The following is a 26,028-nucleotide window of genomic DNA, read 5'->3' as shown; positions in this document are numbered from 1 at the left end:
GAGGCGATTGCGACCCGACTCCCCGCAGCGCTGCTTTCCGTGTTCGGTTTGTGCTGGCGGAACGTACCTCGCAGCAGCAATCCCGGAACAGCCTGATCGCAGCCCGCGCGAGGACTCCGTAACTTTGCGCATATCGGGTCGGGGTGCCGCCCCCTAGCCTTCGACGAGATGAAGGAGATGGCACATGAAGAATATTCTTTTGCTGGTGCATGATGACGCGGGCCAGGAGGCGCGGTTTCAGGCGGCGCTCGACATAGTGCGTGCGCTGGACGGCCATCTCGCCTGCATCGATGTGACGCCTTACCCTGTCATCGCGGGCGAAACCGCCATGGGCTATGCCGAAACGGTCGTCGTATTCGACGAACGCGATAGCGAAGCGAAGAACAAGTCGGCGCTGACCGATCGTCTGTCGCGCGAAGATGTCAGCTGGAGCTGGGCCGATACGATTGGCGAAATGGCGGCATCGGTACTCGATGCTGCCGATCTTGCCGACCTCATCATTCTCAATCGCGCGCTCGACGGTTATCCTTTGCCCGACATGCGCGACATCACCAGCCGCATCGTTGCGCGGACCAGCGCCGCAGTTCTCGCGGTCCCCGAGACGCTGGAGCGCTTTGCGATCGATCGCGCGCTCGTCGCCTGGGACGGCGGACGATCGGCCGCCGCGGCGCTGCGCGCTGCGGTCCCGTTGCTCGCACTCGCGAACGAGGTTGAGATATTCACGGCGCGCGAAGACGAGCCCCGTAACGGTCCCGACCAAGCGGCAACCTATCTTTCGCGCCACGGCATTCATGCCCGCGTCAAGATCGTCGACAAGGACGGTCGGGCCGATAAGCTGATCGCCGCCGAAGCCCAGGCGGGGCGCGCCGACTATATCGTGATGGGCGCCTATGGCCGCGGCCGCGTGATGGAAACTTTTGGCGGCGTCACGAAGCGTATGCTGCAGGACAGCAAGCTTCCGCTCCTCCTCGGGCATTGACCGGGAAGTCGTGGCGGCCTGCGAAGATTTGATGGCAGGCACGGCGCGGTCGCGCGGACACCCGCCCTTTCCAGACGAATGAAGGTCGCTCCCAAATTTCACGCGGCAAATATTTTGCCATGCCAGGTAACGATAATGCCGAACGAGGGCGCCCATCATCGAGCGGATTTTCCCAGAATCCTGATTGTCGAGGACGATCCGGCAGTGCGTCGCTCCTTGCTTTTATTGCTGAAAGGACGCGGCTTCGACGTGGTCGCCTATCCCGCTGCGGCGCAGGCTCTCGCCGACGCCGCGGCCTGTCCGCCGGCTTGTCTCGTGACCGATTTCCGCCTCGACGATCAGGACGGGATTGCATTGCACGCAGCGATGCTGGCGGGGGGGTGGAGGGGACCGGCGGTGCTGATTTCCGCATTTGGATCGAACGAACTGTCGGACCGCGCGCGCGCGGCGGGCTTCGCGGCGGTCTTTGACAAACCGCTCCGCGAGCATGCCTTGGTGGATACCGTCCGTCGGCTGACCGACGCCAAAGGGTGAAACACGCCTCACGGCCCGGTGCCATTGCATCCGTAGCTTTGCGCATATTGGCGCGAGTCGCGGCGGCCTAGCTTGTTCGCCACAACATGAAGGCAGGGCTCATGAAAACGATATTATTGCTGGTCCACGACGATGAAGGTCAGGACGCCCGGCTCGAGGCTGCGCTTGAGATCGTGCGCGCGCTCGATGGGCATTTAGCCTGCATCGATGTGACGCCCAGTCCGATCATCGCGGGCGATCTTTATGTCGGCTTTGGCGAGGCCGCGATCATTTCGGACGAGCGCGGCAGCGAGGCGGCGAACAAGATCGCGGTACGCGACAGGCTGTCGCGTGAGGATGTCGACTGGAGCTGGGTCGATGCCACGGGCGATATCGCCAGTTGCGTCACGAACCGGGCGAGCTTTTCCGACCTGATCCTCCTCAACCGCGCGCTCGACGACCATCGGGTTCCCGACATGCGGGGAATCGTGTCGCGCGTGCTGGGCCACACGCATACGCCGATCGTGGCGATGCCGCCCTCGCTCGACCGCTTCGAATTCGACCGCGCGCTGGTCGCCTGGGGCGGTCGCTCGTCGGCCGCTGCGGCGCTTCGTGCCTGCGTTCCGCTGCTCGCGCTCGCCGCGCGGGTCGAGATATTCACGGCGGGCGACGCGGGCGCCGACAATGACGCCGATCCCGCCGATGCCGCGATCTACCTGTCGCGCTACGGCATCGCCACCGAGACGCGCATGACCGACCGCGGCGGCGATCGGGTCGATCGGCTCATTGCCGAAGAATGCCGGCGGTGGCGGGCGGACTATGTCGTGATGGGCGCCTATGGCCGGGGCCAGTGGTGCGAGGTTTTCGGCGGAGTTACAAAGCGAATGCTGCGCGACAGCACCGTCCCGCTGCTGATGTGTCATTGAGCGATCCGGCGGGCCGGGGCGCTATCCGGATTGTCCTGCCGCCTGCCGTCCGCAAGCGCCCCTCAGCCTCCGCGTTCTTCCGGAAACTCGGTCGGCGGCGGACCTGGCTGCGTTTCGGGGACGACCGGCGTTTCCTGCGGAACCGTCAGCGGCTGATCCTCGGGTGCCTGATCGGGCCGCTCGGGAAGGGGCTTTTCGGGACGTTCGGGCGGCTCTGTGTTCGGGCACTCCGCGGGATGGGCTGGCCCTCCAGCGTGGGAAAAGGCGGTATCGTCCATTTTCGGTTCCTTCGCCGTTTGGCTTCGCAGGCCGGTTCGGGCCAAATCCTAGCGCAGCGGCGCGGTGCAGGGATTACGTAGACATCCCTACCGCGCACCGGGGACTCGGCATCGCGCCAGCCCTTAGAGTATGTCGAGCGGCAGTTTCAGATAGCGTGTGCCGTTGCTTTCGGGCTCGGGAAGATGTCCGGCACGCATATTGATCTGGATCGACGGGAGGATGAGCTTCGGCATCGACAGGGTCCGGTCGCGCGCCTCGCGCATCGCGACGAATTCGTCCTCGCTCACGCCTTGATGGACATGCACGTTCGAGGTGCGTTCGGACGCAATCGTAGTTTCCCAGGCGTAGGCGTCGCGCCCCGGCGCTTTGTAGTCGTGGCAGAGGAAGGCGCGCGTTTCGCCCGGAAGCGCGAGCAGCCGGCGGATCGAGCGATAGAGCGTGCGCGCGTCGCCGCCGGGGAAATCGGCTCGCGCCGTTCCATAGTCGGGCATGAACAAGGTGTCGCCGGTGAACAGCGCATCGCCGATGATCCACACCATGCAGGCGGGCGTGTGTCCCGGCGTGTGGAGCACGATCCCCTCGGTTGCACCGAGCCGGAAGGTTTCGCCATCGTCCATCAGCCGGTCGAACTGCGATCCGTCGCGGGCGAAGCGATCATCCTCGTTGAAAATGTCGCCGAACACCGTTTGCACCGTCTTGATATGCCGCCCGATGACGATCCGGCCGCCGAGCTTTTCCTGCAGATAGGGCGCGGCCGACAGGTGATCAGCATGGGCATGGGTTTCTATCTGCCATTCGACGGTCAGGCCCTGGGTGCGAACATGGTCGATAATTGCATCGGCAGAGGCATGGCTCGTGCCGCCCGACGGCTGGTCGAAATCGAGCACGCTGTCGATGATCGCGGCGGCGCGTGTCGCGGGGTCGTGGACGACGTGCGTGGCGGTGAAGGTCGCTTCGTCGAAAAAGGTGCGGACGACGGGAGTTTTTCCCGAGCGGCGCGCGGCTTCGATCGTGGCGGCGGCCTTGTGGCGGTGGAGATCGATCATCGGACAATCCTATAATATTATATATTGCTAATGTAATGATGAGGCGGCGGAAGTCCAGTCGCGGCCTATTCGATCCCGCACAGCAGCCGCAGCCGCCACGCGGCGACCTGTACCGCAGCCTGCGCTGCGGCGAGGCGCGCCGTGGCTGCGATCGCCTCGCGCTCGGCATCGAGTTCGGCGAGCGGCGGCCTTGCCCCCGATCGCACTTCGAGCCGCGTGCCGCGCAGCGCCTCGCGCGCGGCCGTGTCGCCCTCGCGCGCGGCATCGAGCCCGCGTTCCGCGCTTTCGAGGCCGCTCCAGGCTTCGATCACAGCCTGCATCAGCTCGTCGCGCGCCTGTCGCAGCCGGGCTTCGCTCGCCGTCAGGTTGGCGCGTGCCTCGCGAACGCGCGCACTCCCCGCGCCGCTGTCGAAAAAGGTCCAGTGGCCGCGGAGCCCCACGGTGACGCTATCGGCGCGATAGTCGGGGAAAAACTGGTCGCGGACGCGCGCGCCCTCGGCAAATACGCCAACGGTCGGGCGATTGCTCGCCTTGGCGGCGCGAACCCCGGCCTCGGCGCCTTCGACGCTCGAACCCGCCTGCGCGAGCATGACATTGGCGAGCGTCGCTGCATCGAGGGCCTCACCGAGCGATGAAGGCACCTTTGGTCGCGGCGGCAGCGGAGACAATTTGCCCGCCGGCTTGCCGGTCAGCCGTTCGAAGCGCGCTTCGGCCGCCGCCAGCCGCCCTTGCGACTGGACGAACCAGGCCAGCCCCTCGGCGCGGCGCGCCTTTGCCTGCGCGACATCGCTGCTGGTCGCATCGCCGACGTCATAGCGCAGCCCTGCGTGGCGGACGATCTCGTCGAGCGCAGCGACCAGCCCGGAGTAGCTTGCCACCATCTCGCGCGCGGTCAGCACCTCGGCATAGCTCGACACGGTTGCGAGCGTCAGATTCTGCCGCGCCATGTCGGTGCCAAGCCTTGCGGCGCGCTGTCCAGCGGCGGCCTGGCCGATCGCCGAGGCAATGCGTCCGCCAGCGTAGAGCGGATATTCGCCGACGAGTTGGACCGCGTTCGGCGTGACGTCGTCAGCGGTCAGCCCGAAATAGCCGCCCGGATCGAGCCTCCCGTAACCGATGCTGCCTTCGACACGCGCCGTCGGTCCCGCCGCCGCCCGCGCCTGCGCGAGCCGCGCATCGGCGGCCTCGGCCTCAGCTTCGGCGGTGACCAGCGCGGGCGAATGCGCGCGCGCCTCGGCGATCGCGGTTTCCAGATCCTGCGCCTGGGCGATAGCAAGCGGGTACAGCGCGGTGACGACCGCAATCATGCGGAAACCGGCACGCCTCACTTAAAGGCGATACCCTGCCGCACGCCGAGCCGCTTGAAGAGCATCGCGGCGGGGCAGAAGCCCGTGAAGCTCGCCTGGATCAGGTTGAGGCCGGCGAAGACGGCGAGGCCGATCCAGTAGGGATGCACGAGCCAGGCGAGCGCGATGCTCAAGAGGACGATAAAACCGGCGAAACGCAGGACGGCACGATCGACGTTCATGGGATTATCCTTTCGTCAGAAGCGGAGTTTCTTGATGCCGAGGGCATGCATCGCGAGCTTTTCGTAGAAGGGCTCGCTCTCGCCCTTGCGGATTTTGCGCAGGAAATATTTCTCGAAGCCGATCTTGGCGAAATGCACCCATTTGCCGGACGACGACCAGTTGACGTTGCGCGGCGGGATCTGCGGCTGGGCGACGAAGGCGACGCCGCCGTCGCCGAAATCGGCCAGGCAGACCGCGTTCCAGGTCGCCTCATGCACCGGCGGCTTTCCGTCGACCTCGAGTTTCAGGTTCTGCGCGATCGCGGCGACCATCGATTCGATCATGAAACCGGTCTTCGGCACGCCGACGGGGACCGGGGTCGGGCCGACCGGTGGGATGGCGACGCAGACGCCCAGCGAATAGACATTGGTGAAGGTCGGGTTGCGCTGATGCTTGTCGGCGAGGATGAAGCCGCGCGGGTTGGTAAGCCCTTCGATCCCGAACACCGCATCGACGCCGCGGAAGGCGGGGAGCAGCATCGAATAGCCGAAGGGCAGGTCGTGCTTCGCCTTGATGCTGCCGTCCTCGGCGACTTCCTCGACATGCGCCAGGCCGGGCTCGAAGCTCGTGACCCGGGCGTTGGTGATCCATTTGACATGGCGGTTCCTGAACTCGCTCTCGAGCAGACCCTTGGTGTCGCCGACGCCGTCGAGACCGAGATGCCCGATATAGGGTTCGGCGGTAACGAAGGTCATCGGCACCTTGTCGCGAATCTTGCGGCGCTTGAGCTCGGTGTCGAGGATCAGCGCGAATTCATAGGCGGGCCCGTAGCAGGAGGCCCCCTGCGCCGCACCGACGACGATCGGGCCCGGATTTTCGCAGAAGCGGTCGAACGCGTCGGCGGCGGCGGACGCATGATCCGTCGAACAGATCGACACGGTGTTGGCGTCGGGGCCGAAACCCTCGATCTCGTCGAAAGCGAGGTGGGGACCGGTCGCGATCACCAGATAATCATAATCGACTGACGATCCGTCGTTCAGTTCGATCCGGTTGTCCTTGGGGTGGACCCATCTGGCGCCGACCGCAGTGAAACCGATACCCTTGCGCTTCATCACCGGGGGCAGGTGGACGCGGATCGCTTCGGGCTCGCGCCAGCGCACCGCGACCCATGGGTTGGAAGGCACGAACCAGTAATCTTCCTGGTCGCAGACGACCATGACCTCCGCCTTGCCCTTTACGGCTTCGCGAATTTCATAAGCGGCGATCGTGCCGCCGAGGCCGGCACCCAGAACGACGATCCGCGGCAACGACATATCTCTCTCCTTGTTCGAGGCGCGTGAGGCTCCGGCACCTTTCGATGCGGCCCGGTCGATATATATTATAGTTGCATAATATTAGCACTACGTAATATTAGCACTACGTAATATTAGCAATGTTGAAATTTTGTGGCGCTCGCTAGCCTGTCCATCAACCGAGGAGTTTGATCATGCTGAGCCTGTTCTGCCGTCCGCGATATAAGGGGATTCCCGCACAGGAACTTGCCGGCCTGTCGGTCGTGTGCGGGTGAGCGCCATGTCCCGCCGCTTCATCCTGCCCGCAGCGATGGTCACGCTTTCGCTGACGTTTTCGGCATGCGACGGCGGCGCATCCTTGCCGGCCGATCAGGCAGCCGAGGTGAAGGGCGAATCGCTGGTTCTCCGGTCCGTCGCCGTTACCGAATGGAAAGATGTCGGCGCGCTCGTCACCAGCGTCGACATGGCCGATGCGCGCGCGCGCATCCCCGGCATCCTCGAAAGCCTGACCGTCCGCGAGGGCGATCTTGTCCGCAAGGGACAAGTGATCGGCCGCGTCGTCGACAGCAGGCTCGGCTACGAAGGCGCGGCTTATGGCGCGCAGGCGGCCGCGGCGCAGGCGCAGGTCGCGCAGGCCGAGGCCGAGCTGGCGCGCGTCAAATATCTCCACGCCAACGGCGTCTATGCCCAGGCGCGGCTCGATCAGGCCGAGGCCGCGGCGCGCGCCGCGCGGGCGCAGGTCAACGCGGCGAAGGCGCAGCAATCGGCGGTCGGCGCGGTTGCGGGACAGGGCGCGGTCGTCGCTCCCTCGGCAGGGCGCGTCCTGATGGCGCAGGTTCCTGCGGGCTCCGCCGTCGCGGCCGGCACATCGATTGCGACGATCACCTCGGGGCCGATGGTATTGCGCCTCGAGCTTCCCGAAACATTGGCGGGCAAGGTGCGCGTCGGTAGCGCGGTCCTGGCGACGGGCCTGGCAGACGGTGCGAAGGGCGTTGCCCCGCACGCGACCGTCAGCCGTGTCTATCCCGCGGTGACTGGCGGGCAGATGGCCGCGGACGTCCGGATACCGGGACTTGCGAGCAATATGGTCGGCCGCCGGATCACCGCGCGGGTCGCGACCGGCGAGCGGCAGGCGCTCGTCGTCCCAGGGGGCTTCGTCGAAACCAGCTATGGCATCGATTATGTGACGATCCGCGTCGGCAAGGATTCGGCGTCGCGCGTGCCGGTCCAGATCGCGCCGTCGGACGACCCGGCACGCGTCGAAATCCTCTCGGGCGCGGCCACGGGCGATACGCTGATCGCACCGCCGGCCGGGGCGCGCCGATGAGCCTTGGCATCTCCGGTCGGCTGACGCGCGCGACGATCCAGAGCCCGCTGACGCCGCTGATGCTGCTCGCGGCGATCCTTGTCGGGCTGCTCGCGATTCTGACGATCCCGCGCGAGGAAGAGCCGCAGATCAGCGTGCCGATGGTCGACCTGATGGTCGCCGCGCCCGGCCTGTCGGCGAGCGATGCGGTCGAACTGGTCGGCAAGCCGCTCGAGACGATCGTCAAAAGCGTCGATGGCGTCGAGCATGTCTATACGCAGGCCGAGGATGACGGGGTGTTGGTCACCGCGCGTTTCCTGGTTGGTTCGGATCCCGACGATGCCGCGACGCGCATCAACGAGCGACTGTCGGCGAACATGCACCGCATCCCGGCGGGCATCGCAGCGCCGCAGGTGACGGTGCGCGGGATCAGCGACGTGCCGATCGTCGTGCTGACGCTGTCGCCCGAGCCCGGTGCGCGCGGCGAATGGACCGAGCAGGCGCTGCACGCGCTCACGACCCGGCTGCGCACCGAGGTTGCGAAGGTCGACGATGTCGGGCTGACCTTCATCGCGGGCGGGCAGGAGGAACAGCTTCGCGTCACGCCCGACCCCGCGAAGCTGGCCGCGCACGGGGTATCGCTCGGCACGGTGCGCGAAGGCGGTGCGGCGACGGCGGTGGTTGCGGGGCAGACGGTGCGGAGCGCGGCCGATCTGGCGACGATCACCGTGCGCGGGGCGAACGGCAGCCCCGTCTATCTGCGCGACGTCGCGACGGTGACGCAGGGACCGGGCGAGGAGCAGGCGCGCGCGTGGCGCTGGGCGAAGGGCGGGGACGGACGCTGGTCGATGGCGCCCGCGGTCAGCCTCGCCGTCGCGAAGCGTTCGGGTGCCAACGCCGTGAACGTCTCGCACGCCGTCGTCGCGCGGGTCGAAGCGCTGCGCGGCACGCTGATTCCCGCCGGAGTCGATGTCGCGGTCACCCGCAACTATGGCGAGACCGCCAACGAAAAAGCGAACGAGCTGATCTTCCACCTCGGCCTTGCCACCGTGTCGATCGTCATCCTGATCGGCTTTGCGATCGGCTGGCGCGAGGCGGCGGTGACCGCGGTGGTGATCCCGACGACGATCCTGCTCACCATGTTCGCATCGAACCTGATGGGCTTCACGATCAACCGCGTCAGCCTGTTCGCGCTCATTTTTTCGATCGGCATCCTCGTCGACGACGCGATCGTGATGATCGAGAATATCGCGCGCCACTGGGCGATGGCCGACGCGCGGAGCCGCATCGATGCGACGGTCGATGCCGTCGCCGAGGTCGGGAACCCGACGATCAGCGCGACGCTGACCGTCGTTGCGGCGTTGCTGCCGATGCTCTTCGTCTCCGGGTTGATGGGCCCCTATATGGCACCGATCCCGATCAATGCTTCGGCGGCGATGCTCTTCTCCTTCTTTGTCGCGGTGATCATCGCGCCGTGGCTGATGGTGCGCTTTGCCAGAAATGCGCTGGCGCACGGCCACGACGACCATGCGACCGGCGGCAAGCTGGGCGTGCTTTACGGCCGCGTCGCGGCCCGCGTGATCCGCGACCGCAAGAGCGCGCGGAATTTCCTGATCGCGGTCGGCGTCGCGACGCTCGTTGCCTGCTCGATGTTCTATTTCAAGGCGGTGACGGTGAAACTGCTCCCATTCGACAACAAATCGGAGGTGCAGCTCGTCCTCGACATGCCCGAAGGCACCTCGCTCGAGACGACGGGGCGCACGCTCGACGCCGCAGCGGCCGTGGCACGGCAATTGCCCGAAGCGCGCTCGATGGAGGCTTATGCGGGCACCGCGGCGCCGTTCAATTTCAACGGCCTCGTCCGCCATTATTTCCTGCGCAGCCGTCCCGAGATGGGCGATGTGATGGTGACGCTCGCGCCCAAGGGCGAGCGCGACCGGTCGAGCCACGCGCTCGCGCTCGACCTGCGTGACAAGCTGAAAAAGGCGTTGCCGCTGCCCGCCGGTGCGTCGATCAAGGTCGTCGAGACACCGCCGGGCCCGCCGGTGCTCGCGACGATGCTCGCCGAAATCTATGGCCCCGACGAGGCGACGCGGCGCCGGACCGCCGAGCAGGTCGAGAAATTGTTCCGCACCATCCCCTATGTCGTCGATGTCGACAACAGTTTCGGCGTGCCGCGCCCGCGGCTGCGCCTCGTCCCCGACCGCGCGCGGATGGACGCCTATGGCATTTCGGAGCGCCAGCTCTTCGACAGCATCGGCGCGCTGCTTGGCGGACAAACCGTCGGCTATGCGCCGCGTGGGCAGGGGCGTGATCCGCTGCCGATCCGCATTGCACTCGATCAGTCGCAGCGAACGTGGAGCGCCAGCCTCGCCGCGACGCCGGTCGCGAGCATGGGGCCGGGCGGACGGCTCGTTCAACTGGGCGAGATCGTCGAGGCGCGCGAGGAAAAGGGTTCGCCGGCGCTGTTCCGCCGCAATGGACGCGCCGCCGACATGGTCACCGCCGAACTCGCGGGCGACTATGAGGCGCCGATCTATGGCATCTTCGCGGTCGACGATGCGATCGAGGCGTTCGACTGGAAGGCGCACGGGATGACGAAACCCGTCATCCGCTTCAACGGCCAGCCCGAGAATGAAGCGGTGCCGACTTTGCTGTGGGACGGCGAGTGGGAGATCACCTGGGTGACCTTCCGCGACATGGGCGCGGCCTTCATGGTCGCGCTGCTCGCCATCTATGTGCTCGTCGTCGGGCAGTTCAGGAACTTCAAAATCCCGCTCGTCATCCTGACGCCGATCCCTTTGACGCTTGTCGGCATCGTGCTCGGGCACATGCTGTTCGGGGCACCCTTCACCGCAACCTCGATGATCGGCTTCATCGCGCTCGCGGGGATCATCGTGCGCAACTCGATCCTGCTCGTCGATTTTATCAACCACGCGAAACGGCCTGAAAAGCCGCTGCGCGACACCTTGATCGAGGCCGGGATGATCCGCTTCAAGCCGATCGTGCTCACCGCGGCGGCGGCGATGATCGGCGCGGCGACGATCCTGACCGACCCGATCTTCCAGGGTCTCGCCATATCTTTGCTCTTCGGGCTTGCCTCCTCGACACTGCTGACGGTGCTGGTTATTCCCGCGATCTACATCGTCCTCCGCGACGATGGCCGCGAAGGAAGCCTCTCTCCATGACAAAGCCGACCGACCTCTCGATCCTCAAGCGCGATGCGCATGAAATGGCGGGTTATCTCAAGCTGCTCGCGAACCCCGAGCGCCTGCTGATGCTGTGCCAGATGGACGAGCGCGAGGTATCGGTGGGCGAACTGACCGAGATTTCCGGCCTGTCCCAGTCGGCGGTGTCGCAGCACCTCGCGCGTTTCCGCAAGCAAGGGATCGTGTCGCTACGCGGCGAGGCGCAGACGCGATATTACAGTCTGTCGGACCCGAAGATGCAGCGGATTATCGCGGCACTGTGCGAGGCCTGCCGCGGCGAATAGACACGACACGCGCCCCTCCTGACGGGGTCGGGTGGGAGGGGATGCCTTGTTAAGGGCGTTTGCGCTAAATCAACACCGGACGTACCGCAATCGTCTAGTCCGATCCGGTTGTCGACCGGGCCCGCGCGAAAGATACTCATGGCGGACGAAATCGAACTGAAACTCGAACTCAGCCCTAGCGCTGCGGTTGCCATCGAAGCGTCCGGCCTGCTGCCAGGCGGGTCGACCCGTGCCCGGCAATCGTCGATCTATTTCGACACCCCTGATCACGCTCTCGATCGCGCGGGGGTTTCGCTTCGTATCCGCAAATCGGAAGGCAAGCGGGTGCAGACGATCAAGGCGGCGGGCGCCAGCACCGCAGGCCTGTTCGCGCGATCGGAATGGGAACGCGCCGTCATGGACGACATTCCGGTCTTCGATGCCGCAACCTGCTTGCCGAACAGTCTCGACGACTGCATCGACACCATCGCGCCCATTTTCGAAGTAGGGGTCGACCGGCGTAGCTGGATCATCGCGGAGGGCGATGCGACGATCGAAGTCGTCCTCGATCGGGGCGACGTTGCCGCTGGCGATCGCCAGTCTTCGATCTGCGAAATCGAGCTGGAGCTGAAATCGGGCGCTCCCTCCGCCTTGTTCGCCCTCGCACGCAAGCTCGATGCCGTCGCGCCAGTGCGCCTGGGCGTCCTGACCAAGGCGGAACGCGGCTATCGACTGGCCGGACCGGCACCCGCCATGTTCAAGGCCGAACCCGTCCTGCTCGCCGACGGAACAGCTCCGGGGCGAGCGTTCGCGATCGTCGCGCAGAGCTGCATACGGCAGTTCCGGCTCAATGAGGCGCTATTGTTGGCCGAGGGAAGCGCCGGCGCGCTGCATCAAGCACGCGTGGCGCTCCGCCGGCTGCGCTCGGCTTTTTCGATCTTCCGGCCGATCATCGGTGAATTGGGCTCGGCGCTTGCCGCAGACCTGCGCTGGCTGGCAGCGGAGTTGGGGGAAGCGCGCAATCTTGACGTGCTCTTGGCACGGACCCGGCCCGGTTCGCTGCACGACCATGTCGCCTTGGCGCGCGACGCGGCCTATCGCCGCGTTGGCGAGGTTTTGGAGATGCCGCGGACGCGGCAGTTGATGCTCGATCTGGCGGAGTGGATCGCGCGCGCCGGCTGGCCCGGACCTGCGGAAGAAGACTTGCCGGCGCGCGCCTACGCGGTCGCGGCGCTCGACCATTGCTACCGCCGCGCGAGGAAACGGGGCCGCAAACTCGCGGGCCTTGACGACGCCGACCGGCACGAGGCGCGCAAGGCGGCCAAGAAGCTGCGCTATGCGGCGGAATTCCTGGGCAGCCTGTTCGTCCGCAAGCGCGACCGCCGACGTTATGCAGAATTCATCGCATCGCTGCAGGCGTTGCAAGACCAGCTTGGCGCGCTCAACGATCTGGCGATGGCGGCCCTTGTCCTTGAAAAACTAGGGGTCGCGGGCGATGCCGAGGCGTCGCGGTTGACGGCGGAAGGTCAGAAAAAGAAGCTCCTTCGCGCCGCAGAGGCTGCGCATGGACAATTGTTCGATCTGAAGCGATTCTGGCGTTAGGGTGGCTTGGCCCCGCCGTTAGGGTCAGACGCGCCGCAGCAGGCCGACGATACGGATCAGGAAGGCGGTCGACCAGCCGATCATGAGGATGCCGTTGATCCCTTCGATCGCCGACACGAGCCGCCATGGTTTCGCCATCACATCGTCGCTGTAGCCGATGGCGCCATAGGTGATCGTCGAGAAATACACCGCCTCGCGCAGGCTATCGATCGCGCCGATGACGAGGAAAGTCAGTGCATAGACCCAGATTTCGACCCCATGCAGACCGATGAGGGCAAGGATCGCGAAGAGCAGCGTGCCGAGGCCGCGCAAGGAGGCGGGGTGCATGTGGCCGCCGGCCTCCTGCTGCGCCTCGAGGCGGAGGAGCCGCGCCAGCAGGATCAGCCCCGCGCCGTGGATGAGCACGGTTACCGTCACCATGAGCGTCGCGAGCAGCAGTTCGCGGATCATGGCCGCGGCGCCGACGGGGTGCGCATGTTTGGGCGCGTCACTCGAACCTTGCTCATCGACATGTCGCGTTGCCGTTCCTTCCGGTGGAGCGGCACAGGGTGCAATAGGTGACCGTCTGGCGGGATTGGTAGAACTACCTAGGGCCGCCGGGTGCGGCGCGGTATTCCGGCTCGAAGTTCCCGGCGTCCTTGGGCTTATGACCATTGACCCCGATCAATGACCTCGCCCGCGCATCGGTCCAAATGCCCGCAATCGCAGGAGAAGCAATATGCGCAATATCTTGGTCCATGCCGACGACGGTCCGGGGATGAAGGCCCGGTTCGAGAGCGCGCTGGCGATCGGCAAGCGGCGGCGGTCGCACTTGAATTTCGTGATCAGTTCGCCCTTTCAGCAGTTCATCGCCACCGATCCGTTCGGCGGCATGTATCTGGCGAGCGATCAGCTGAGCAAGGCGCAGCAAGCCGACGAAGCACTCGCCGGCCGCCTGCGCGCGGATCTGGAACGCGAGGATGTGCCGTGGGACGTCAGCGTGTCCGACGGCGACGTCGTATCGACGCTCGCGCTGGCCGCGGCGCTGGCCGATCTCACGATCGTTTCGCTGGGGACCGCGGATCGGCGCCGCAGTTTTACGCCGCCGATGATGGCCGGGGATATTGCCATGGCTGTTCCCGCTCCGGTTCTCGCCATTCCCGAACCCTGCGGTCCCGTCGATCTCGATGCGCCGGTGATGGTCGCGTGGAACGGTAGCCCGCAGGCGGCGCACGCGATCCGCGCTGCGGTGCCGTTGATGGCCAACGCCAGCAGAATCCTTCTCGTGACCGTCGGAGAGGCCCGGGGGCAGGTCGCCGCGGACGACGCGCTGCGCTATCTCTCGCGCCATGATCTTCATGCCGAGCTGCGCGAGGTCGGGCGCGGTGCCGAGACGATCGAAGAGACGCTCGAGCGCGCGGCGGTCGAGCTGGGGGCGGGCATGATCGTGATGGGCGCATTCGGGCATACCCGCTTGCGTGAGACGGTTTTCGGCGGCGTCACGCGCTATTTGCTCGAAGCGGCGCCGGCTCCCTTGCTGTTGATGCACTGATCCCCAGCGGCTCGCTGCTTTCCAATGGTCACCGCCTGCTGTACGGCGGCGGCGTGACCGACTGCGCCGCCTGTGTCGTACGAAACCGCGCGATTTGCGCGAGCCTCGACGCGACCGAGCTTGCGGACCTGGGCAAGATGGGGCGCAGGCAGAAGGTCCGGCAGGGTCAGACGTTGTTGTGGGAAGGCGATGGCGCGCCCGTGGTCGCGAATGTGCTCGACGGTGTGCTGAAGCTGGTCGTATCGACCGCCGACGGGCGCGAGCAGATCGTCGGCGTCGTCTTTCCGTCCGATTTCATCGGCCGCCCGTTCGGCAAGGAGAGCCCGTACAGCGTCACCGCGATGACTGACGCCGAAGTGTGCATTTTCAACCGCAACAGTTTCGACGAATTCGCCAGCTCGCACCCCGACCTCCAGCAGAAATTGCTGCGCCGCACGCTCGACGAGCTCGATCGCGCGCGGCACTGGATGATGCTGCTCGGGCGCAAGTCGGCGACGGAAAAGGTCGCGTCCTTCCTGCTCGAAATGTCCGGGCGCCTGTCGGGGCGGGGGTGCGATGCGGGTTCGACGCGCGGCGCCTTCGAACTGCCCTTCGGTCGCCAGCAGATCGCCGATATATTGGGGCTGACGATCGAGACGACGAGTCGCCAACTCACCAAAATGCGCGCCGACGGTGTGATCGACCTGCCCTCGCGCCGCGAGATCGTGATCCACGACCGCGCGGCGATGGAGGATATGGCGGGCTGACCGTCGGCGCGAGTTGGGGACGCTCAGAAGCGGAAGGCGACGCCGGCGCTGATCACCCAGGGATCGAGTTTGTGCTTGGTGCGCAGCACCTCGGTCGCCCCGGCGAACCAGTGCGCGGCCGGGCGCAAGAAATAGCGCTTGGCATCGAGCGTAACCGCCAGCCCCTTGGCATTCACGGGCACATCGATGCCGGCCTGCAGCGCGACGCCCAGCGTGTCGTCCATCTTCTGCCGCGTCGCGCCGAGCGCGACGGCCGTCGCGCCGGGCTTTTCGTCGATGAAGATGAAATAGCTCGGCCCCGCACCCACATAGGGCTGAACGCCGCCCTCCGTGCCGAAATGATATTTGAGCGTCAGCGTCGCGGGGACGATGTTCGCATTGGACACCAGCCCCGCCCCGGCGAGCCCGCCGCGCCCGACGACGTCATGCTGGGTGACGCCCGCGATCGTTTCGACCGAGATATTGTCGGTGACGAAATATTCGATCGCGACGGTCGGGACGACATTGTCGTCCGCCTTGGTCTGCGCGTCCGCGGGCAGGCCGATCAGGTCGAGCTTCACGTCCTTGATCTTGCCGTCGGGCGCCACATAGGTTGCGAGCAGCTTGAACTGGACGTCGCCGCTCTTCGCGGCGGCGTGCCCCGGTGTGGCCAGCGCGACAGCCAGGGCGGCCAGGGACATATATCGGCATTTCATGGGACTTTGCTCCTGTTGTTGACAGAGCCGTCCCTGCGCCGCGCGTCCGCCGGCCGCATTGATGGAGCACAACCAATTCGTTGATCCCGGTCAATGTTTCGCCGCCTGCGCGCGTCCAAGAGCGACCGGAAGCGCGGCGCGAAGCCGCTGGAAGCGGGGACGAGCATATGGACGGTCTAGTGATGAAAGCGGGCGGCTGGCTGGCGCTGGCGCTGTTCGCGCTGGTCATGGCGGCGCTGGCGGTCGATGCGCCGTTCGCCGTGCATATGGTCATCGTCGCGGCTGCCTGCCTGGCGGTGCTCTGGGCGACCATTTCCCGGGCGGATTATGGCGCGATCGCGCGCGGCCTGTTGAAGATGCCCGCCGACCAGGGCGTCTATGACGACGATCCCGTCCGCTGGGGTGTCATCGCGACGCTGTTCTGGGGCATTGCAGGCATGGCGGCGGGGTTGTTCATCGCGCTCCAGCTCGCCTTTCCGGTGCTCAACCTCAATCTGGAATATACGACCTTCGGGCGGCTGCGCCCGCTCCACACCTCGGCGGTGATCTTTGCGTTCGGCGGCAATGCGTTGATCGCGACGAGCTTTTACGTCGTTCAGCGCACCTGCCGCGCGCGGCTTGCCTTTCCCAACCTCGCGCGCTTCGTCTTCTGGGGCTATCAGCTCTTCATCGTCCTCGCGGCGACGGGATATTTGATGGGCGTCACCGAAGCGCGCGAATATGCCGAGCCCGAATGGTATGTCGACCTGTGGCTGACGGTCGTCTGGGTCGCCTATCTCGCGGTCTTCGTCGGCACGATCGTCAGGCGCCGCGAACCGCATATCTATGTCGCGAACTGGTTCTACCTCAGTTTCATCATCACCATCGCGATGCTGCACATCGTCAACAATCTGTCGATGCCCGCGAGCATCTTCGGGTCGAAAAGCTATGCCGCCTTCGCCGGGGTGCAGGATGCGCTGACGCAATGGTGGTACGGGCATAATGCGGTCGGTTTCTTCCTGACCGCGGGCTTCCTCGCGATGATGTATTATTTCGTGCCGAAGCAGGCCGAGCGGCCGGTGTACAGCTACCGCCTGTCGATCATCCACTTCTGGTCGCTGATCTTCCTCTACATCTGGGCGGGTCCGCATCATCTCCATTACACCGCGCTGCCGGATTGGGCGCAGACGCTGGGCATGGTGTTCTCGATCATGCTGTGGATGCCGAGCTGGGGCGGGATGATCAACGGGCTGATGACGCTCAACGGCGCGTGGGACAAGATCCGCACCGACCCGATCATCCGCATGATGGTGATGGCGCTCGCCTTCTATGGCATGAGCACCTTCGAAGGCCCGATGATGTCGATCAAATGGGTCAACTCCATGTCGCACTATACCGACTGGACGATCGGCCACGTTCATTCGGGCGCGCTCGGCTGGAACGGCATGATCACCTTTGCCAGCGTCTATTATCTGGTACCGCGCCTGTGGGGCCGCCAGCGCCTCTACAGCCTGCGCATGGTCAACTGGCACTTCTGGCTCGCGACCGTCGGGATCGTTTTCTACGCCGCCTCGATGTGGGTCGCCGGCATCATGCAGGGACTGATGTGGCGCGAATATGGCGCCGACGGCTACCTCGTCTACAGCTTTGCCGAAAGCGTCGCGGCGATGCATCCGATGTATCTGATCCGCGCCGCGGGCGGGGCGATGTATCTCGCCGGCTTCCTCATCATGATAGTCAACGTCTGGGCGACGCTCGCGGGCAGGGTTCGCGCCGAAAAGCCGATGACCGAAACCCCCTACAGCGCCGCAGCGGACCGCCCGCTCGCGCCCGTGCCCGCCGAATAAGGAGCCCGGACAATGGCCACCCACCCCGCCGAAAAGCGCCTGAGCCACAAGAAGCTCGAGCGCAACGTCAGCCTGCTCGGCCTGTTCGCGCTCGTCGCGGTCGCGATCGGCGGCATCGTCGAGATCGCGCCGCTGTTCTGGATCGACAATACGATCGAGAAGGTCGACGGAATGCGCCCCTATACTCCGCTCGAGCTGGCGGGCCGCAACATCTATATGCGCGAGGGCTGCTACACCTGTCACAGCCAGATGATCCGCCCGTTTCGCGACGAGGTCGAACGCTATGGCCATTACAGCCTGGCGGCCGAGAGCATGTACGACCATCCCTTCCAATGGGGGTCGAAGCGCACCGGGCCCGACCTTGCGCGTGTCGGCGGGCGCTATTCGGACGAGTGGCACAAGGCGCATCTGATCGACCCGCGCAGCGTCGTGCCCGAGTCTATCATGCCGCCCTATGCCTTTCTCGCCGAGCGCGACCTATACGTCGGCGACATGCGCAGCGACCTCACCGCGCTGTCGCGCGTCGGCGTGCCCTACAGCAAGGAAGCCATCGCCGCGGCGAACGAGGATCTGAAGGCGCAGGTCGATCCGGCGGCGGGCATCGATCTGCAGAAACGCTATCCGAAGGCGCAGGTGCGCGATTTCGACGGCAATCCCGATCGCTTGTCCGAAATGGATGCGCTGATCGCCTATCTCCAGATGCTCGGCACGCTCGTCGATGTCGAAAAGGCCGCCCCGCAGGAACAGGGCGCCGCGCCGCAGGAGACGAAGCGGTGACCTACAACGATCTGCGCCATTTCGCCGACAGCTGGGGGCTGCTCGCGATGACCATCCTGTTTCTGGGCCTTGTCGCCTGGCCGTTCCGCAAGGGGTCGCGCCGCCGCAACGAAGAGGCCGCAACGATGATCTTCAAGGACGACGAGCATGGCTGACCGCAAGCGCATCGACGAAGCCACCGGCACGAGCACGGTCGGCCATGAATGGGACGGGATCGAGGAACTCGACACACCGATGCCGCGCTGGTGGCTATGGACCTTTTACGCCAGCATCGTGTGGGCGTTCGGCTATGTCATCCTCTATCCCGCCTGGCCGCTGGTGAACAGCGCGACCGAGGGCGTACTGGGGTGGAGCAGCCGCGGCGAGCTGGAGCAGGCGATGCAGGCGCACGCGGTGCGCCGCGCCCCGATCACCAATGCCATCGCGGCGACGGCGCTGACCGACCTGCCCGCCAAACCCGAACTGATGCAGGCGGCGGTGCAAGGCGGCGCCGCGTCTTTTCGCGTGCATTGCGTCCAGTGTCACGGCGCCGGCGGGGCGGGCGTGAAGAAGCTCTACCCCAGCCTGACCGACGATGACTGGCTGTGGGGCGGCGATCTCGCGAGCATCGAATATACGATCGCCCACGGCATCCGGAACCCCGATCACGAGGCAACGCGCATCAGCCAGATGCCCGCTTTCGGACGCGACGGCATCCTCGATGCCGCGCAGATCGCCGACCTGGTCAGCCATGTTCGCCTCATCAGCCGGCAGGAACAACCGAGCGCGGCGTCGAGGCGCGGCGAGGCACTGTTCCAGGCGAACTGCGCTGTTTGCCACGGCGCGACTGGCGCCGGCGATCGCACCGTCGGCGCGCCGAAACTGACCGACGCCGTCTGGCTCTATGGCGGCGATCGCGACAGCCTGACCGCGACGATCGCGCAGCCGCGCAACGGCGTGATGCCGCGCTGGGGCCACCGGCTCGACCCGGTGACGGTCAAGATGCTGGCGACCTATGTCTATTCGCTGGGTGGCGGCGAGAAAGCGGCGCGCGCGGCGGCGGCGGCATCCGAAGGGCAGGGAGCCGATGGCCAGCCCTGACGACCTGACCGGCGAAAACGCGCCGCTCTATGCGGCGCGCAAAGGCGTCTATCCCAAAAAGGTCGACGGCCCCTTTCGCCGCTTCAAATGGGCGATCATGGGGGTCACCCTGGCGATCTATTATGGCACCCCGTGGATCCGCTGGGACCGCGGTCCTTATGCGCCCGATCAGGCGGTGCTCGTCGACCTCGCGAACCGCCGTTTCTACATGTTCCAGATCGAAATCTGGCCGCACGAATTTTATTATGTCGCGGGTCTGCTCATCATGGCTGGGATCGGGCTGTTCCTCGTCACCAGTGCGGTGGGGCGCGCCTGGTGCGGCTATGCCTGTCCGCAAACGGTGTGGACCGACCTCTTCCAGCATGTCGACCGGCTGGTCGATGGCGACCGCAATGCGCAGATCCGGCTTGCGAACGGTCCCTGGACCTTCGAGAAGCTCGCCAAGCGCACCGTCAAATATGGAATCTATCTCGTGGTCGCCTTCTGGACAGGCGGCGCGTGGATCATGTATTTCGCCGATGCGCCGACGCTGACCGCCGATTTCTGGGCCGGACAGGCCGCGCCGGTCGCCTATGGCACTGTCGCCGTGCTCACCGCGACCACTTTCATCTTCGGCGGCTTCATGCGTGAACAGGTGTGCATCTATATGTGCCCCTGGCCGCGCATCCAGACCGCGATGATGGATGAAAAGTCGCTGCTCGTGACCTATAAGGAGTGGCGCGGCGAACCGCGCGGCAGCGTCAAGAAGGCAGAGGCGCATCCCGGCGCGTTTGGCGACTGCATCGACTGCAACCAGTGCGTCGCGGTGTGTCCGACCGGGATCGATATTCGCGAAGGGCCGCAGATCGGCTGCATCACCTGCGCGCTGTGCATCGATGCCTGCGACGGCGTGATGAAACAGGTCGGACGCCCGCGCGGGTTGATCGATTATTGCACGCTCGACGATGCTGCGATCGAAAAGACGGGCGGCGTCGGCAAACCGGTCGTGAAGACGCTGCTGCGACCGCGCACGCTCGTCTATTTCGGCATATGGAGCGCGATCGGCGCCGCGATGCTGTTCTCGCTGGGGCAGCGGACGCGGCTCGATCTCGCGGTCCAGCACGAGCGCAGCCCGCTCTATGTCCAGCTGTCCGACGGCCATATCCGCAACAATTACACGCTGAAGCTGCGCAACATGGAAACGCGCCCGCGCCGCGTCGCGGTGACGGTTGACGGGCTGAAGGGTGCCGCGCTGTGGACCGAAGCGGGGTCGCGCGAAACCGCGAAGCAGCGCATCGAAATTGCGCTCGCTCCCGACAGCGTCACGCGGCTCAAGCTGTTCATTGCGGCGCCGGGCGCCGGTCCGGCGCGGCAGGATTTCACCATCGCGACGCGCGGCCTCGACGGCGATCCGCGCGGCGACAGCGACATCATCCAGTTCGACCGGCCGGAGCCAGGACAATGACAGGAAAACGGGCCCCCAAGCCGTTCACCGGCTGGCACATGACGGCCATTCTTGTGGCCTTCTTTACCACCGTCGTCGTGGTCAATTTCACGATGGCGCGCCTCGCCATGTCGACCTTTGGCGGCAAGGTGGTCGAAAACAGCTATGTCGCGAGCCAGCATTACAACACATGGCTCGAACGCGCGAAGGCGCAGGATCGTCTGCGATGGGCGCCGACGGTAACGCTCGATCCCGATCGGCGCGTTCGCATTGAAATTCGAAAGGATGGCCGGCCGCTCTCGGGACTGCGCGTGCGCGCGGCGGCCAGCCATCCCCTTGGGCGCACCGCTCCCGTCACGCTTCGTTTCGTGGCCGTGGAGGAGGGCGGGTGGCGCTCGGTCGAGCCGCTGGCGATGGGGCGCCAGCGGCTCGACATCCGCGTTGCGAAGGGCGGGGACAAAGCGCGCTTCCGGATCGACCTGCAATGAGCGCCGCGACCCTGATCGAACGCGATTTTGCGGTCCCCGACATTCGCTGTGCCGGATGCATTGCCAAGCTGGAACAGGGGCTCGTCCGCGACCGGCGTATCGCCGCCGCGCGTGTCAACTTCACCGAAAAGCGCGTCCACCTCTCGTGCCTGCCCGATGCCGAGATGCCCGATCTCGTCGGCGCCTTCGCGTCGCTGGGGTTCGAGGCGCATCCCGTCGGCAACGGGCCGGGTGAGACCGATCTTGCCGCGGCCGACACCCGCGAGCTGCTGCGCGCCGTCGCCGTCGCGGGCTTCGCGATGATGAACATCATGCTGCTGTCGGTGTCGGTATGGTCGGGTGCGGCGGGGGCCACGCGAGATCTCTTCCACTGGCTCTCGGCGATGATTGCGCTGCCGACGATCGCTTATGCCGGCCGGCCCTTCTTCCGTTCGGCGTGGCGCGCGCTCCGCCATCGCCAGACCAATATGGACGTACCGATCAGCATCGGCGTGCTGCTCGCGAGCGCGCTCAGCCTTTATGAAACCGCGACGCATGGGCCGCACGCCTATTTCGATGGCGCGGTCATGCTGCTCTTTTTCCTGCTCTGCGGGCGCTGGCTCGACAGCGTGATGCGCGACCGGGCGCGCGGCGGCGTTGCCGCGCTGCTGCGCAATATGGGCACGGGCGCGCTGGTGCTGCGCGGCGAAGGGTCGGGACATTGGGTCGACGCGACCGCGCTCGAGCGTGGCATGGTCATGCTGGTCGCGGCGGGCGAGCGTCTTGCCGCCGACGGTGTCGTCGTGAGAGGCGAAAGCCGGCTCGATCTGTCGCTGCTCACCGGCGAAAGCGCGCCGGTCGCGGCGCATGTCGGCGACCATGTTCACGCCGGGACGCTCAATCTCGACGCGCCGATCCGGATCCGGGTGACCGCTGCCGGCGCCGATACGGCGATCGCCGACATCGCGCGGTTGATGGGCGAGGCGGCGCAGGGCAAGTCGCGCTACGTCCGCATCGCCGACCGCGCCGCGCGGCTTTATGCGCCGGCGGTCCACGCGCTCGCGCTGCTGGCCTTTGTCGGCTGGATGGTGACGGGCGCGGGATGGCATCACAGCCTGCTGATCGCGGTCGCGGTGCTCATCATCACCTGCCCCTGCGCGCTCGGCCTCGCGGTTCCCGCGGCGCAGATCGTCGCGGCGGGCGAACTGATGCGCGTCGGCGTGCTCATCAAGGACGGATCCGCGCTCGAACGCCTGGCCGAAGTCGACTGCGCGCTGATCGACAAGACCGGCACGCTCACGCTCGGCCGTCCCGTCGCGCTCGATCTGGACGGGCTCGGCGTTCAAGCCGAAGGATTGCTTCTCGCGCTGGCGCAGGTCAGCCGTCATCCGCTGAGCGAGGCCTTGCTCCGCGATCTGACGGCGCGCGGGATCGAGCCCGAAGCCGTGGAAGATATCCGCGAAATCCCCGGCTTCGGCGTCGAGGCCATGTGGAAGGGACTCAGGGTGTCGCTTGGCCGGCCGCACCAGAATTTGAACGACAGCGCGCTCGCCACGCAGCTTTCGATCGATGGGGAAGCGGTGGCGACCGTCCACTTCGCCGACCAGCTTCGTCCCGATGCCCGCAGCGCGGTTGACGCGCTGCGGGCGGAGGGGCTCGATGCGATGATCCTGTCGGGCGACCGCGCCGAAGCCGTCGCGCCGGTGGCGCGGGCGCTTGGCATGACGGCGCAGACGGGCATGAGCCCGCAGGACAAGCTCGCGGCGATCGCGCGGCAGGCGGGGCTGGGGCGCAAGGTCCTGATGATCGGCGACGGGCTGAACGATGGCCCCGCGCTTGCGGCGGGCCACGCATCGATGGCGCCGGGCTCGGCGAGCGATGTCGGCAAGAACGCCGCCGACTGCATCTTTTTGGGCGACCGCATGATGCCAGTGGTCCAGACGCTCCGCATCGCGCGGCGGACGCAGGCGATCGTCCGGCAGAATTTCGCGCTGGCGATCGGCTATAATGTCGTTGCCGTGCCGCTAGCCTTTCTGGGGCATGTAACGCCGCTCGTCGCGGCGCTCGCGATGTCGGGATCGTCGCTCCTCGTCGTCGGTAATGCGATGCGGCTGAAAAGGGCGATCCGGTGAACGGGCTCGTTTTTCTGATCCCGATCGCGTTGGGCCTCGGACTCCTCGGGCTCGCGGCCTTTTTCTGGTCGCTGCGCCGGGGGCAGTTCGAGGACCTCGACGGCGCTGCGCTGCGCATCTTCGTCGAGGATGAAGAGGACCGGGCCGCATGATCGTTCGGGCGTTCGCCTCGTTCGCGGGGGTGGCCGGGCTCGCGCTGGCGCCGTTGACCGGCGACACGCGGGTGCTGGTGGTCCCCGATTGCGGCGGCGGCCGGCACATCATGATCGTGCCGGACGATGCGGACACGCCCACGGAAGAGGGTGGAGGCTGCGCGAAGGCGTGCCACGCGATGACCGACCGGCGCCACGGGCCGACCGGCGCCCGGAAGGGCTGCTGCTGATGATCCTCTTGATCTGCGTCAATGCGATGTCGCATCCGGCAACCTAGGCAAGCGCAATGTGGAGTTATCACCCCGATCTTCTGGCGACCCCGGTGCCGCGCTACACAAGCTACCCGACCGCCGTCGAATTTGCCGATGACGTCGGCGCTGACGATTATGCGGCCGCGCTTGACCGGATCGAACCGGCCACGCCGGTCTCGCTCTACGTCCATATCCCGTTCTGCGACCAGATTTGCTGGTATTGTGGCTGCAACACAGGCGCGGCCAACCGCACGCAGCGGCTGGCGGACTATCTGGCGGCGCTGCGATCCGAAATCGCCGACGTCGCCAGGCGGCTAGGCGGCCGCGCGCGCGTTCAGCGGATAGCGTTTGGAGGCGGCAGCCCCAATGCGATCGCGCCGGTCGATTTCGTCCGCCTGCTCGACCGGATCCTGACCGTCTTCGACGCCATCGCGCCGGAAATCTCGATCGAGATCGACCCGCGCGGCTTTTCGGCCGATTGGGCGCGCGTTCTCGCGGCATCGGGCGTCGCGCGCGTCAGCCTTGGGGTGCAGACATTTTCACCGCAAATCCAGCACGCGATCGGGAGGATCCAGCCGCTCGCCGATATCGAAAATGCCGTGGCAAGTCTTCGCTTGCGCGGGATCGACGCGATCAATTTCGATCTGATGTACGGATTGCCGGGGCAGGGCCTCGACGATCTCGACGCGACGCTCGACGAGACAATCCGGCTCGCGCCAGGCCGCGTCGCGCTATTCGGCTATGCGCATCTCCCCGCGATGATCCCGCGCCAGCGCCGTATCGATGCCAGCAACCTGCCGGGCCATGAGTTGCGCTTCGAACAAGCCCGGCGCGGCTACGAACGTCTCGTCGCTGCGGGCTATCGGCCCATCGGCTTCGATCATTTCGCCCGCCCCGACGATCCGCTCGCCGTTGCCGCTGACGAGGGGCGGGTGAACCGGAACTTTCAGGGCTTTACCGATGATGATGCCCAGGTCCTGCTTGGCTTTGGCGCAAGCGCGATCAGCAAATTTCCCGACCTGATCGTCCAGAATGAAAAGCGCGCCGGACATTATCGCGATCTGGTCGAGGCCCGTGGGCTTGCCGCGATGCGCGGGGTGATAATCGATGCGAACGAACGCAGGCGCGGCGCGATCATTCGCGCGCTTCTTTGCAGCGGGCGGGCGCAAATCGATGCGCCCTTCAACAAGGAGGCCCATGCCGCGCTGGCTGGATTCGAGGACCGGGGCTTGATCGGTTGGGAGGGTGATGACCTCCTTATCCGCGATTCCGGACGGCCCTATGCGCGGCATGTCGCGGCGCATTTCGACCGCGTCCGGGGGGAATTGTAAGCGCGCGATCGCGGGGCCGTTTCTTGCCTTCGATTATGCGTTGGTCCGCGGTGTTTGACGCAGATCAAAGCGTCGATCTCTCGAATATGGTGAACAGGTTTTGAGGAGAACCGACGTGACCGCCGAAGACGATCCAAGACGGTATGCGCTCCCCTCTATCATGCTTCACTGGCTCATGGTCGCGCTTATTGTCGGCGTCTATGCGGCCATCGAACTACGTGAATTCTGGCCGAGAGGCAGCGCTACCCGCGAGGCGTTCAAGACCTGGCATTTCATGCTCGGCCTTTCGGTCTTCGGTCTTGTCTGGTTCCGGATCGCGGCACGGTTGATATGGGCCGCACCGCCGCCAGCAAGTGGTCCAGTCTGGAGAAAGACCGTCGCTGGGGCGACGCATCTCGCGCTTTATGTCTTGATGATCGCGATGCCGGTCGCGGGATGGCTCATCCTGAGCGCCGAAGGCGAGGCCATCCCCTTTTTCGGTTTCGACCTGCCGCCGCTGATCGCCGCGAATGCGGCACTGGCGGAGAATGTAGAGGATATCCATGAACTGGGCGGGACGATCGGATACTGGCTGATCGGGCTTCATGCCGCGGCGTCGCTGTTCCACCACTATATTCTCGAAGACAGGGGCTTGGCGCGCATGAGAGCAGGAACATGACGCAAACCGCAAATCATCTATCCGTCGGCAGCGAGG

At 65.8% G+C, this 26,028-nt stretch carries 27 protein-coding genes; 20 read left to right on the top strand and 7 right to left on the bottom strand.

Features of this window, described 5'->3' with window-relative positions:
* Positions 1-184 precede the first annotated feature (184 nt).
* The 3 genes from HDC29_RS16650 (at position 185) to HDC29_RS16640 (ending at position 2,418) form a co-directional block, all read left to right on the top strand.
* Positions 185-979 (top strand): universal stress protein, encoded by a 795-nt coding sequence (locus HDC29_RS16650; RefSeq protein ID WP_179499421.1) that lies wholly within the window; start codon positions 185-187, stop codon positions 977-979.
* 135 nt (positions 980-1,114) lie between these two features.
* Positions 1,115-1,513 (top strand): response regulator, encoded by a 399-nt coding sequence (locus HDC29_RS16645; RefSeq protein ID WP_179499420.1) that lies wholly within the window; start codon positions 1,115-1,117, stop codon positions 1,511-1,513.
* Between the two features lie 101 nt (positions 1,514-1,614).
* A complete protein-coding gene (locus HDC29_RS16640) occupies positions 1,615-2,418 on the top strand; it encodes a universal stress protein (RefSeq protein WP_179499419.1) in 804 nt (267 codons plus the stop codon).
* Between the two features lie 62 nt (positions 2,419-2,480).
* Here the strand turns inward: HDC29_RS16640 and HDC29_RS16635 are convergent, their stop codons facing one another.
* The 5 genes from HDC29_RS16635 to HDC29_RS16615 all read right to left on the bottom strand — a co-directional run bounded on the left by HDC29_RS16635 (position 2,481) and on the right by HDC29_RS16615 (position 6,564).
* On the bottom strand, positions 2,481-2,696 hold the full coding sequence (locus tag HDC29_RS16635; RefSeq protein WP_179499418.1) for a hypothetical protein: 216 nt from the start codon (positions 2,694-2,696) through the stop codon (positions 2,481-2,483).
* A gap of 123 nt (positions 2,697-2,819) precedes the next feature.
* Positions 2,820-3,743, bottom strand: coding sequence for an MBL fold metallo-hydrolase (locus HDC29_RS16630; protein ID WP_179499417.1), 924 nt, complete (start codon positions 3,741-3,743; stop codon positions 2,820-2,822).
* Between the two features lie 65 nt (positions 3,744-3,808).
* On the bottom strand, positions 3,809-5,071 hold the full coding sequence (locus tag HDC29_RS16625) for a TolC family protein (RefSeq protein WP_373562827.1): 1,263 nt from the start codon (positions 5,069-5,071) through the stop codon (positions 3,809-3,811).
* The gene (locus tag HDC29_RS16620; RefSeq protein ID WP_179499416.1) at positions 5,068-5,271 is read right to left on the bottom strand and encodes a DUF2892 domain-containing protein; all 204 of its coding nucleotides are present in this window, start codon (positions 5,269-5,271) and stop codon (positions 5,068-5,070) included. Before HDC29_RS16620 ends, HDC29_RS16625 begins: the two co-directional genes overlap by 4 nt.
* Before the next feature lie 15 nt (positions 5,272-5,286).
* Positions 5,287-6,564: an NAD(P)/FAD-dependent oxidoreductase gene (locus HDC29_RS16615; RefSeq protein WP_179499415.1), complete on the bottom strand. Its 1,278-nt coding sequence runs from the start codon at positions 6,562-6,564 to the stop codon at positions 5,287-5,289.
* 259 nt (positions 6,565-6,823) lie between these two features.
* On the opposite strand from HDC29_RS16615, the gene HDC29_RS16610 reads away from it, so the two are divergent.
* The 4 genes from HDC29_RS16610 to HDC29_RS16595 all read left to right on the top strand — a co-directional run bounded on the left by HDC29_RS16610 (position 6,824) and on the right by HDC29_RS16595 (position 12,923).
* Positions 6,824-7,870, top strand: coding sequence for an efflux RND transporter periplasmic adaptor subunit (locus HDC29_RS16610; RefSeq protein ID WP_179499414.1), 1,047 nt, complete (start codon positions 6,824-6,826; stop codon positions 7,868-7,870).
* Positions 7,867-11,037: an efflux RND transporter permease subunit gene (locus HDC29_RS16605; RefSeq protein ID WP_179499413.1), complete on the top strand. Its 3,171-nt coding sequence runs from the start codon at positions 7,867-7,869 to the stop codon at positions 11,035-11,037. The genes HDC29_RS16610 and HDC29_RS16605 overlap by 4 nt, the downstream gene beginning before the upstream one ends.
* Positions 11,034-11,342 carry a helix-turn-helix transcriptional regulator gene (locus HDC29_RS16600; protein ID WP_179499412.1) on the top strand — a complete coding sequence of 103 codons (309 nt, stop codon included), beginning with the start codon at positions 11,034-11,036 and terminating at the stop codon, positions 11,340-11,342. Before HDC29_RS16605 ends, HDC29_RS16600 begins: the two co-directional genes overlap by 4 nt.
* 138 nt (positions 11,343-11,480) lie before the next feature.
* Entirely contained in the window at positions 11,481-12,923 is a 1,443-nt protein-coding gene (locus HDC29_RS16595; protein WP_179499411.1) for a CHAD domain-containing protein, read from the top strand.
* A 24-nt stretch (positions 12,924-12,947) separates the two neighbouring features.
* Here HDC29_RS16595 and HDC29_RS16590 read toward each other — a convergent pair whose 3' ends face one another.
* Positions 12,948-13,373 carry an ion channel gene (locus HDC29_RS16590; protein WP_179499410.1) on the bottom strand — a complete coding sequence of 142 codons (426 nt, stop codon included), beginning with the start codon at positions 13,371-13,373 and terminating at the stop codon, positions 12,948-12,950.
* 268 nt (positions 13,374-13,641) lie between these two features.
* Here HDC29_RS16590 and HDC29_RS16585 point away from each other — a divergent pair, with 268 nt between their 5' ends.
* Positions 13,642-14,454, top strand: coding sequence for a universal stress protein (locus HDC29_RS16585; RefSeq protein ID WP_179499409.1), 813 nt, complete (start codon positions 13,642-13,644; stop codon positions 14,452-14,454).
* A gap of 53 nt (positions 14,455-14,507) precedes the next feature.
* Positions 14,508-15,200: a Crp/Fnr family transcriptional regulator gene (locus tag HDC29_RS16580; RefSeq protein WP_179499408.1), complete on the top strand. Its 693-nt coding sequence runs from the start codon at positions 14,508-14,510 to the stop codon at positions 15,198-15,200.
* Positions 15,201-15,223: 23 nt separating this feature from the next.
* Here the strand turns inward: HDC29_RS16580 and HDC29_RS16575 are convergent, their stop codons facing one another.
* Positions 15,224-15,895, bottom strand: a complete 672-nt coding sequence (locus tag HDC29_RS16575; protein WP_179499407.1) for an OmpW family outer membrane protein — start codon at positions 15,893-15,895, stop codon at positions 15,224-15,226.
* Between the two features lie 167 nt (positions 15,896-16,062).
* Between HDC29_RS16575 and ccoN the strand changes: the two genes are divergently transcribed.
* From ccoN to HDC29_RS16520, 11 genes are all read left to right on the top strand, one after another.
* A complete protein-coding gene (gene ccoN / locus HDC29_RS16570; RefSeq protein ID WP_179499406.1) occupies positions 16,063-17,721 on the top strand; it encodes a cytochrome-c oxidase, cbb3-type subunit I in 1,659 nt (552 codons plus the stop codon).
* Between the two features lie 12 nt (positions 17,722-17,733).
* Positions 17,734-18,498, top strand: coding sequence for a cytochrome-c oxidase, cbb3-type subunit II (gene ccoO / locus HDC29_RS16565; RefSeq protein WP_179499405.1), 765 nt, complete (start codon positions 17,734-17,736; stop codon positions 18,496-18,498).
* The gene (locus HDC29_RS16560) at positions 18,495-18,653 is read left to right on the top strand and encodes a cbb3-type cytochrome c oxidase subunit 3 (RefSeq protein ID WP_179499404.1); all 159 of its coding nucleotides are present in this window, start codon (positions 18,495-18,497) and stop codon (positions 18,651-18,653) included. The genes ccoO and HDC29_RS16560 overlap by 4 nt, the downstream gene beginning before the upstream one ends.
* Positions 18,646-19,578 (top strand): cytochrome-c oxidase, cbb3-type subunit III, encoded by a 933-nt coding sequence (ccoP, locus tag HDC29_RS16555; protein WP_179499403.1) that lies wholly within the window; start codon positions 18,646-18,648, stop codon positions 19,576-19,578. Before HDC29_RS16560 ends, ccoP begins: the two co-directional genes overlap by 8 nt.
* A complete protein-coding gene (ccoG, locus tag HDC29_RS16550) occupies positions 19,565-21,022 on the top strand; it encodes a cytochrome c oxidase accessory protein CcoG (protein WP_179499402.1) in 1,458 nt (485 codons plus the stop codon). The genes ccoP and ccoG overlap by 14 nt, the downstream gene beginning before the upstream one ends.
* Positions 21,019-21,489: a FixH family protein gene (locus HDC29_RS16545; protein ID WP_179499401.1), complete on the top strand. Its 471-nt coding sequence runs from the start codon at positions 21,019-21,021 to the stop codon at positions 21,487-21,489. Before ccoG ends, HDC29_RS16545 begins: the two co-directional genes overlap by 4 nt.
* The gene (locus tag HDC29_RS16540) at positions 21,486-23,600 is read left to right on the top strand and encodes a heavy metal translocating P-type ATPase (protein WP_179499400.1); all 2,115 of its coding nucleotides are present in this window, start codon (positions 21,486-21,488) and stop codon (positions 23,598-23,600) included. The genes HDC29_RS16545 and HDC29_RS16540 overlap by 4 nt, the downstream gene beginning before the upstream one ends.
* Positions 23,597-23,752 carry a cbb3-type cytochrome oxidase assembly protein CcoS gene (gene ccoS, locus HDC29_RS16535; RefSeq protein WP_179499399.1) on the top strand — a complete coding sequence of 52 codons (156 nt, stop codon included), beginning with the start codon at positions 23,597-23,599 and terminating at the stop codon, positions 23,750-23,752. The genes HDC29_RS16540 and ccoS overlap by 4 nt, the downstream gene beginning before the upstream one ends.
* Positions 23,749-23,982, top strand: a complete 234-nt coding sequence (locus tag HDC29_RS16530) for a hypothetical protein (protein ID WP_179499398.1) — start codon at positions 23,749-23,751, stop codon at positions 23,980-23,982. Before ccoS ends, HDC29_RS16530 begins: the two co-directional genes overlap by 4 nt.
* Before the next feature lie 56 nt (positions 23,983-24,038).
* The gene (gene hemN / locus HDC29_RS16525) at positions 24,039-25,334 is read left to right on the top strand and encodes an oxygen-independent coproporphyrinogen III oxidase (protein WP_179499397.1); all 1,296 of its coding nucleotides are present in this window, start codon (positions 24,039-24,041) and stop codon (positions 25,332-25,334) included.
* A gap of 115 nt (positions 25,335-25,449) precedes the next feature.
* Complete coding sequence (locus HDC29_RS16520; protein ID WP_179499396.1) at positions 25,450-25,992, top strand: cytochrome b; 543 nt, start codon at positions 25,450-25,452, stop codon at positions 25,990-25,992.
* The last annotated feature ends 36 nt before the right edge of the window (positions 25,993-26,028 follow it).

The organism is Sphingopyxis sp. JAI108 (genome assembly GCF_013410105.1).
Lineage (GTDB): Bacteria > Pseudomonadota > Alphaproteobacteria > Sphingomonadales > Sphingomonadaceae > Sphingopyxis > Sphingopyxis chilensis.
This window is presented reverse-complemented; position numbering and strand designations above follow the sequence as displayed.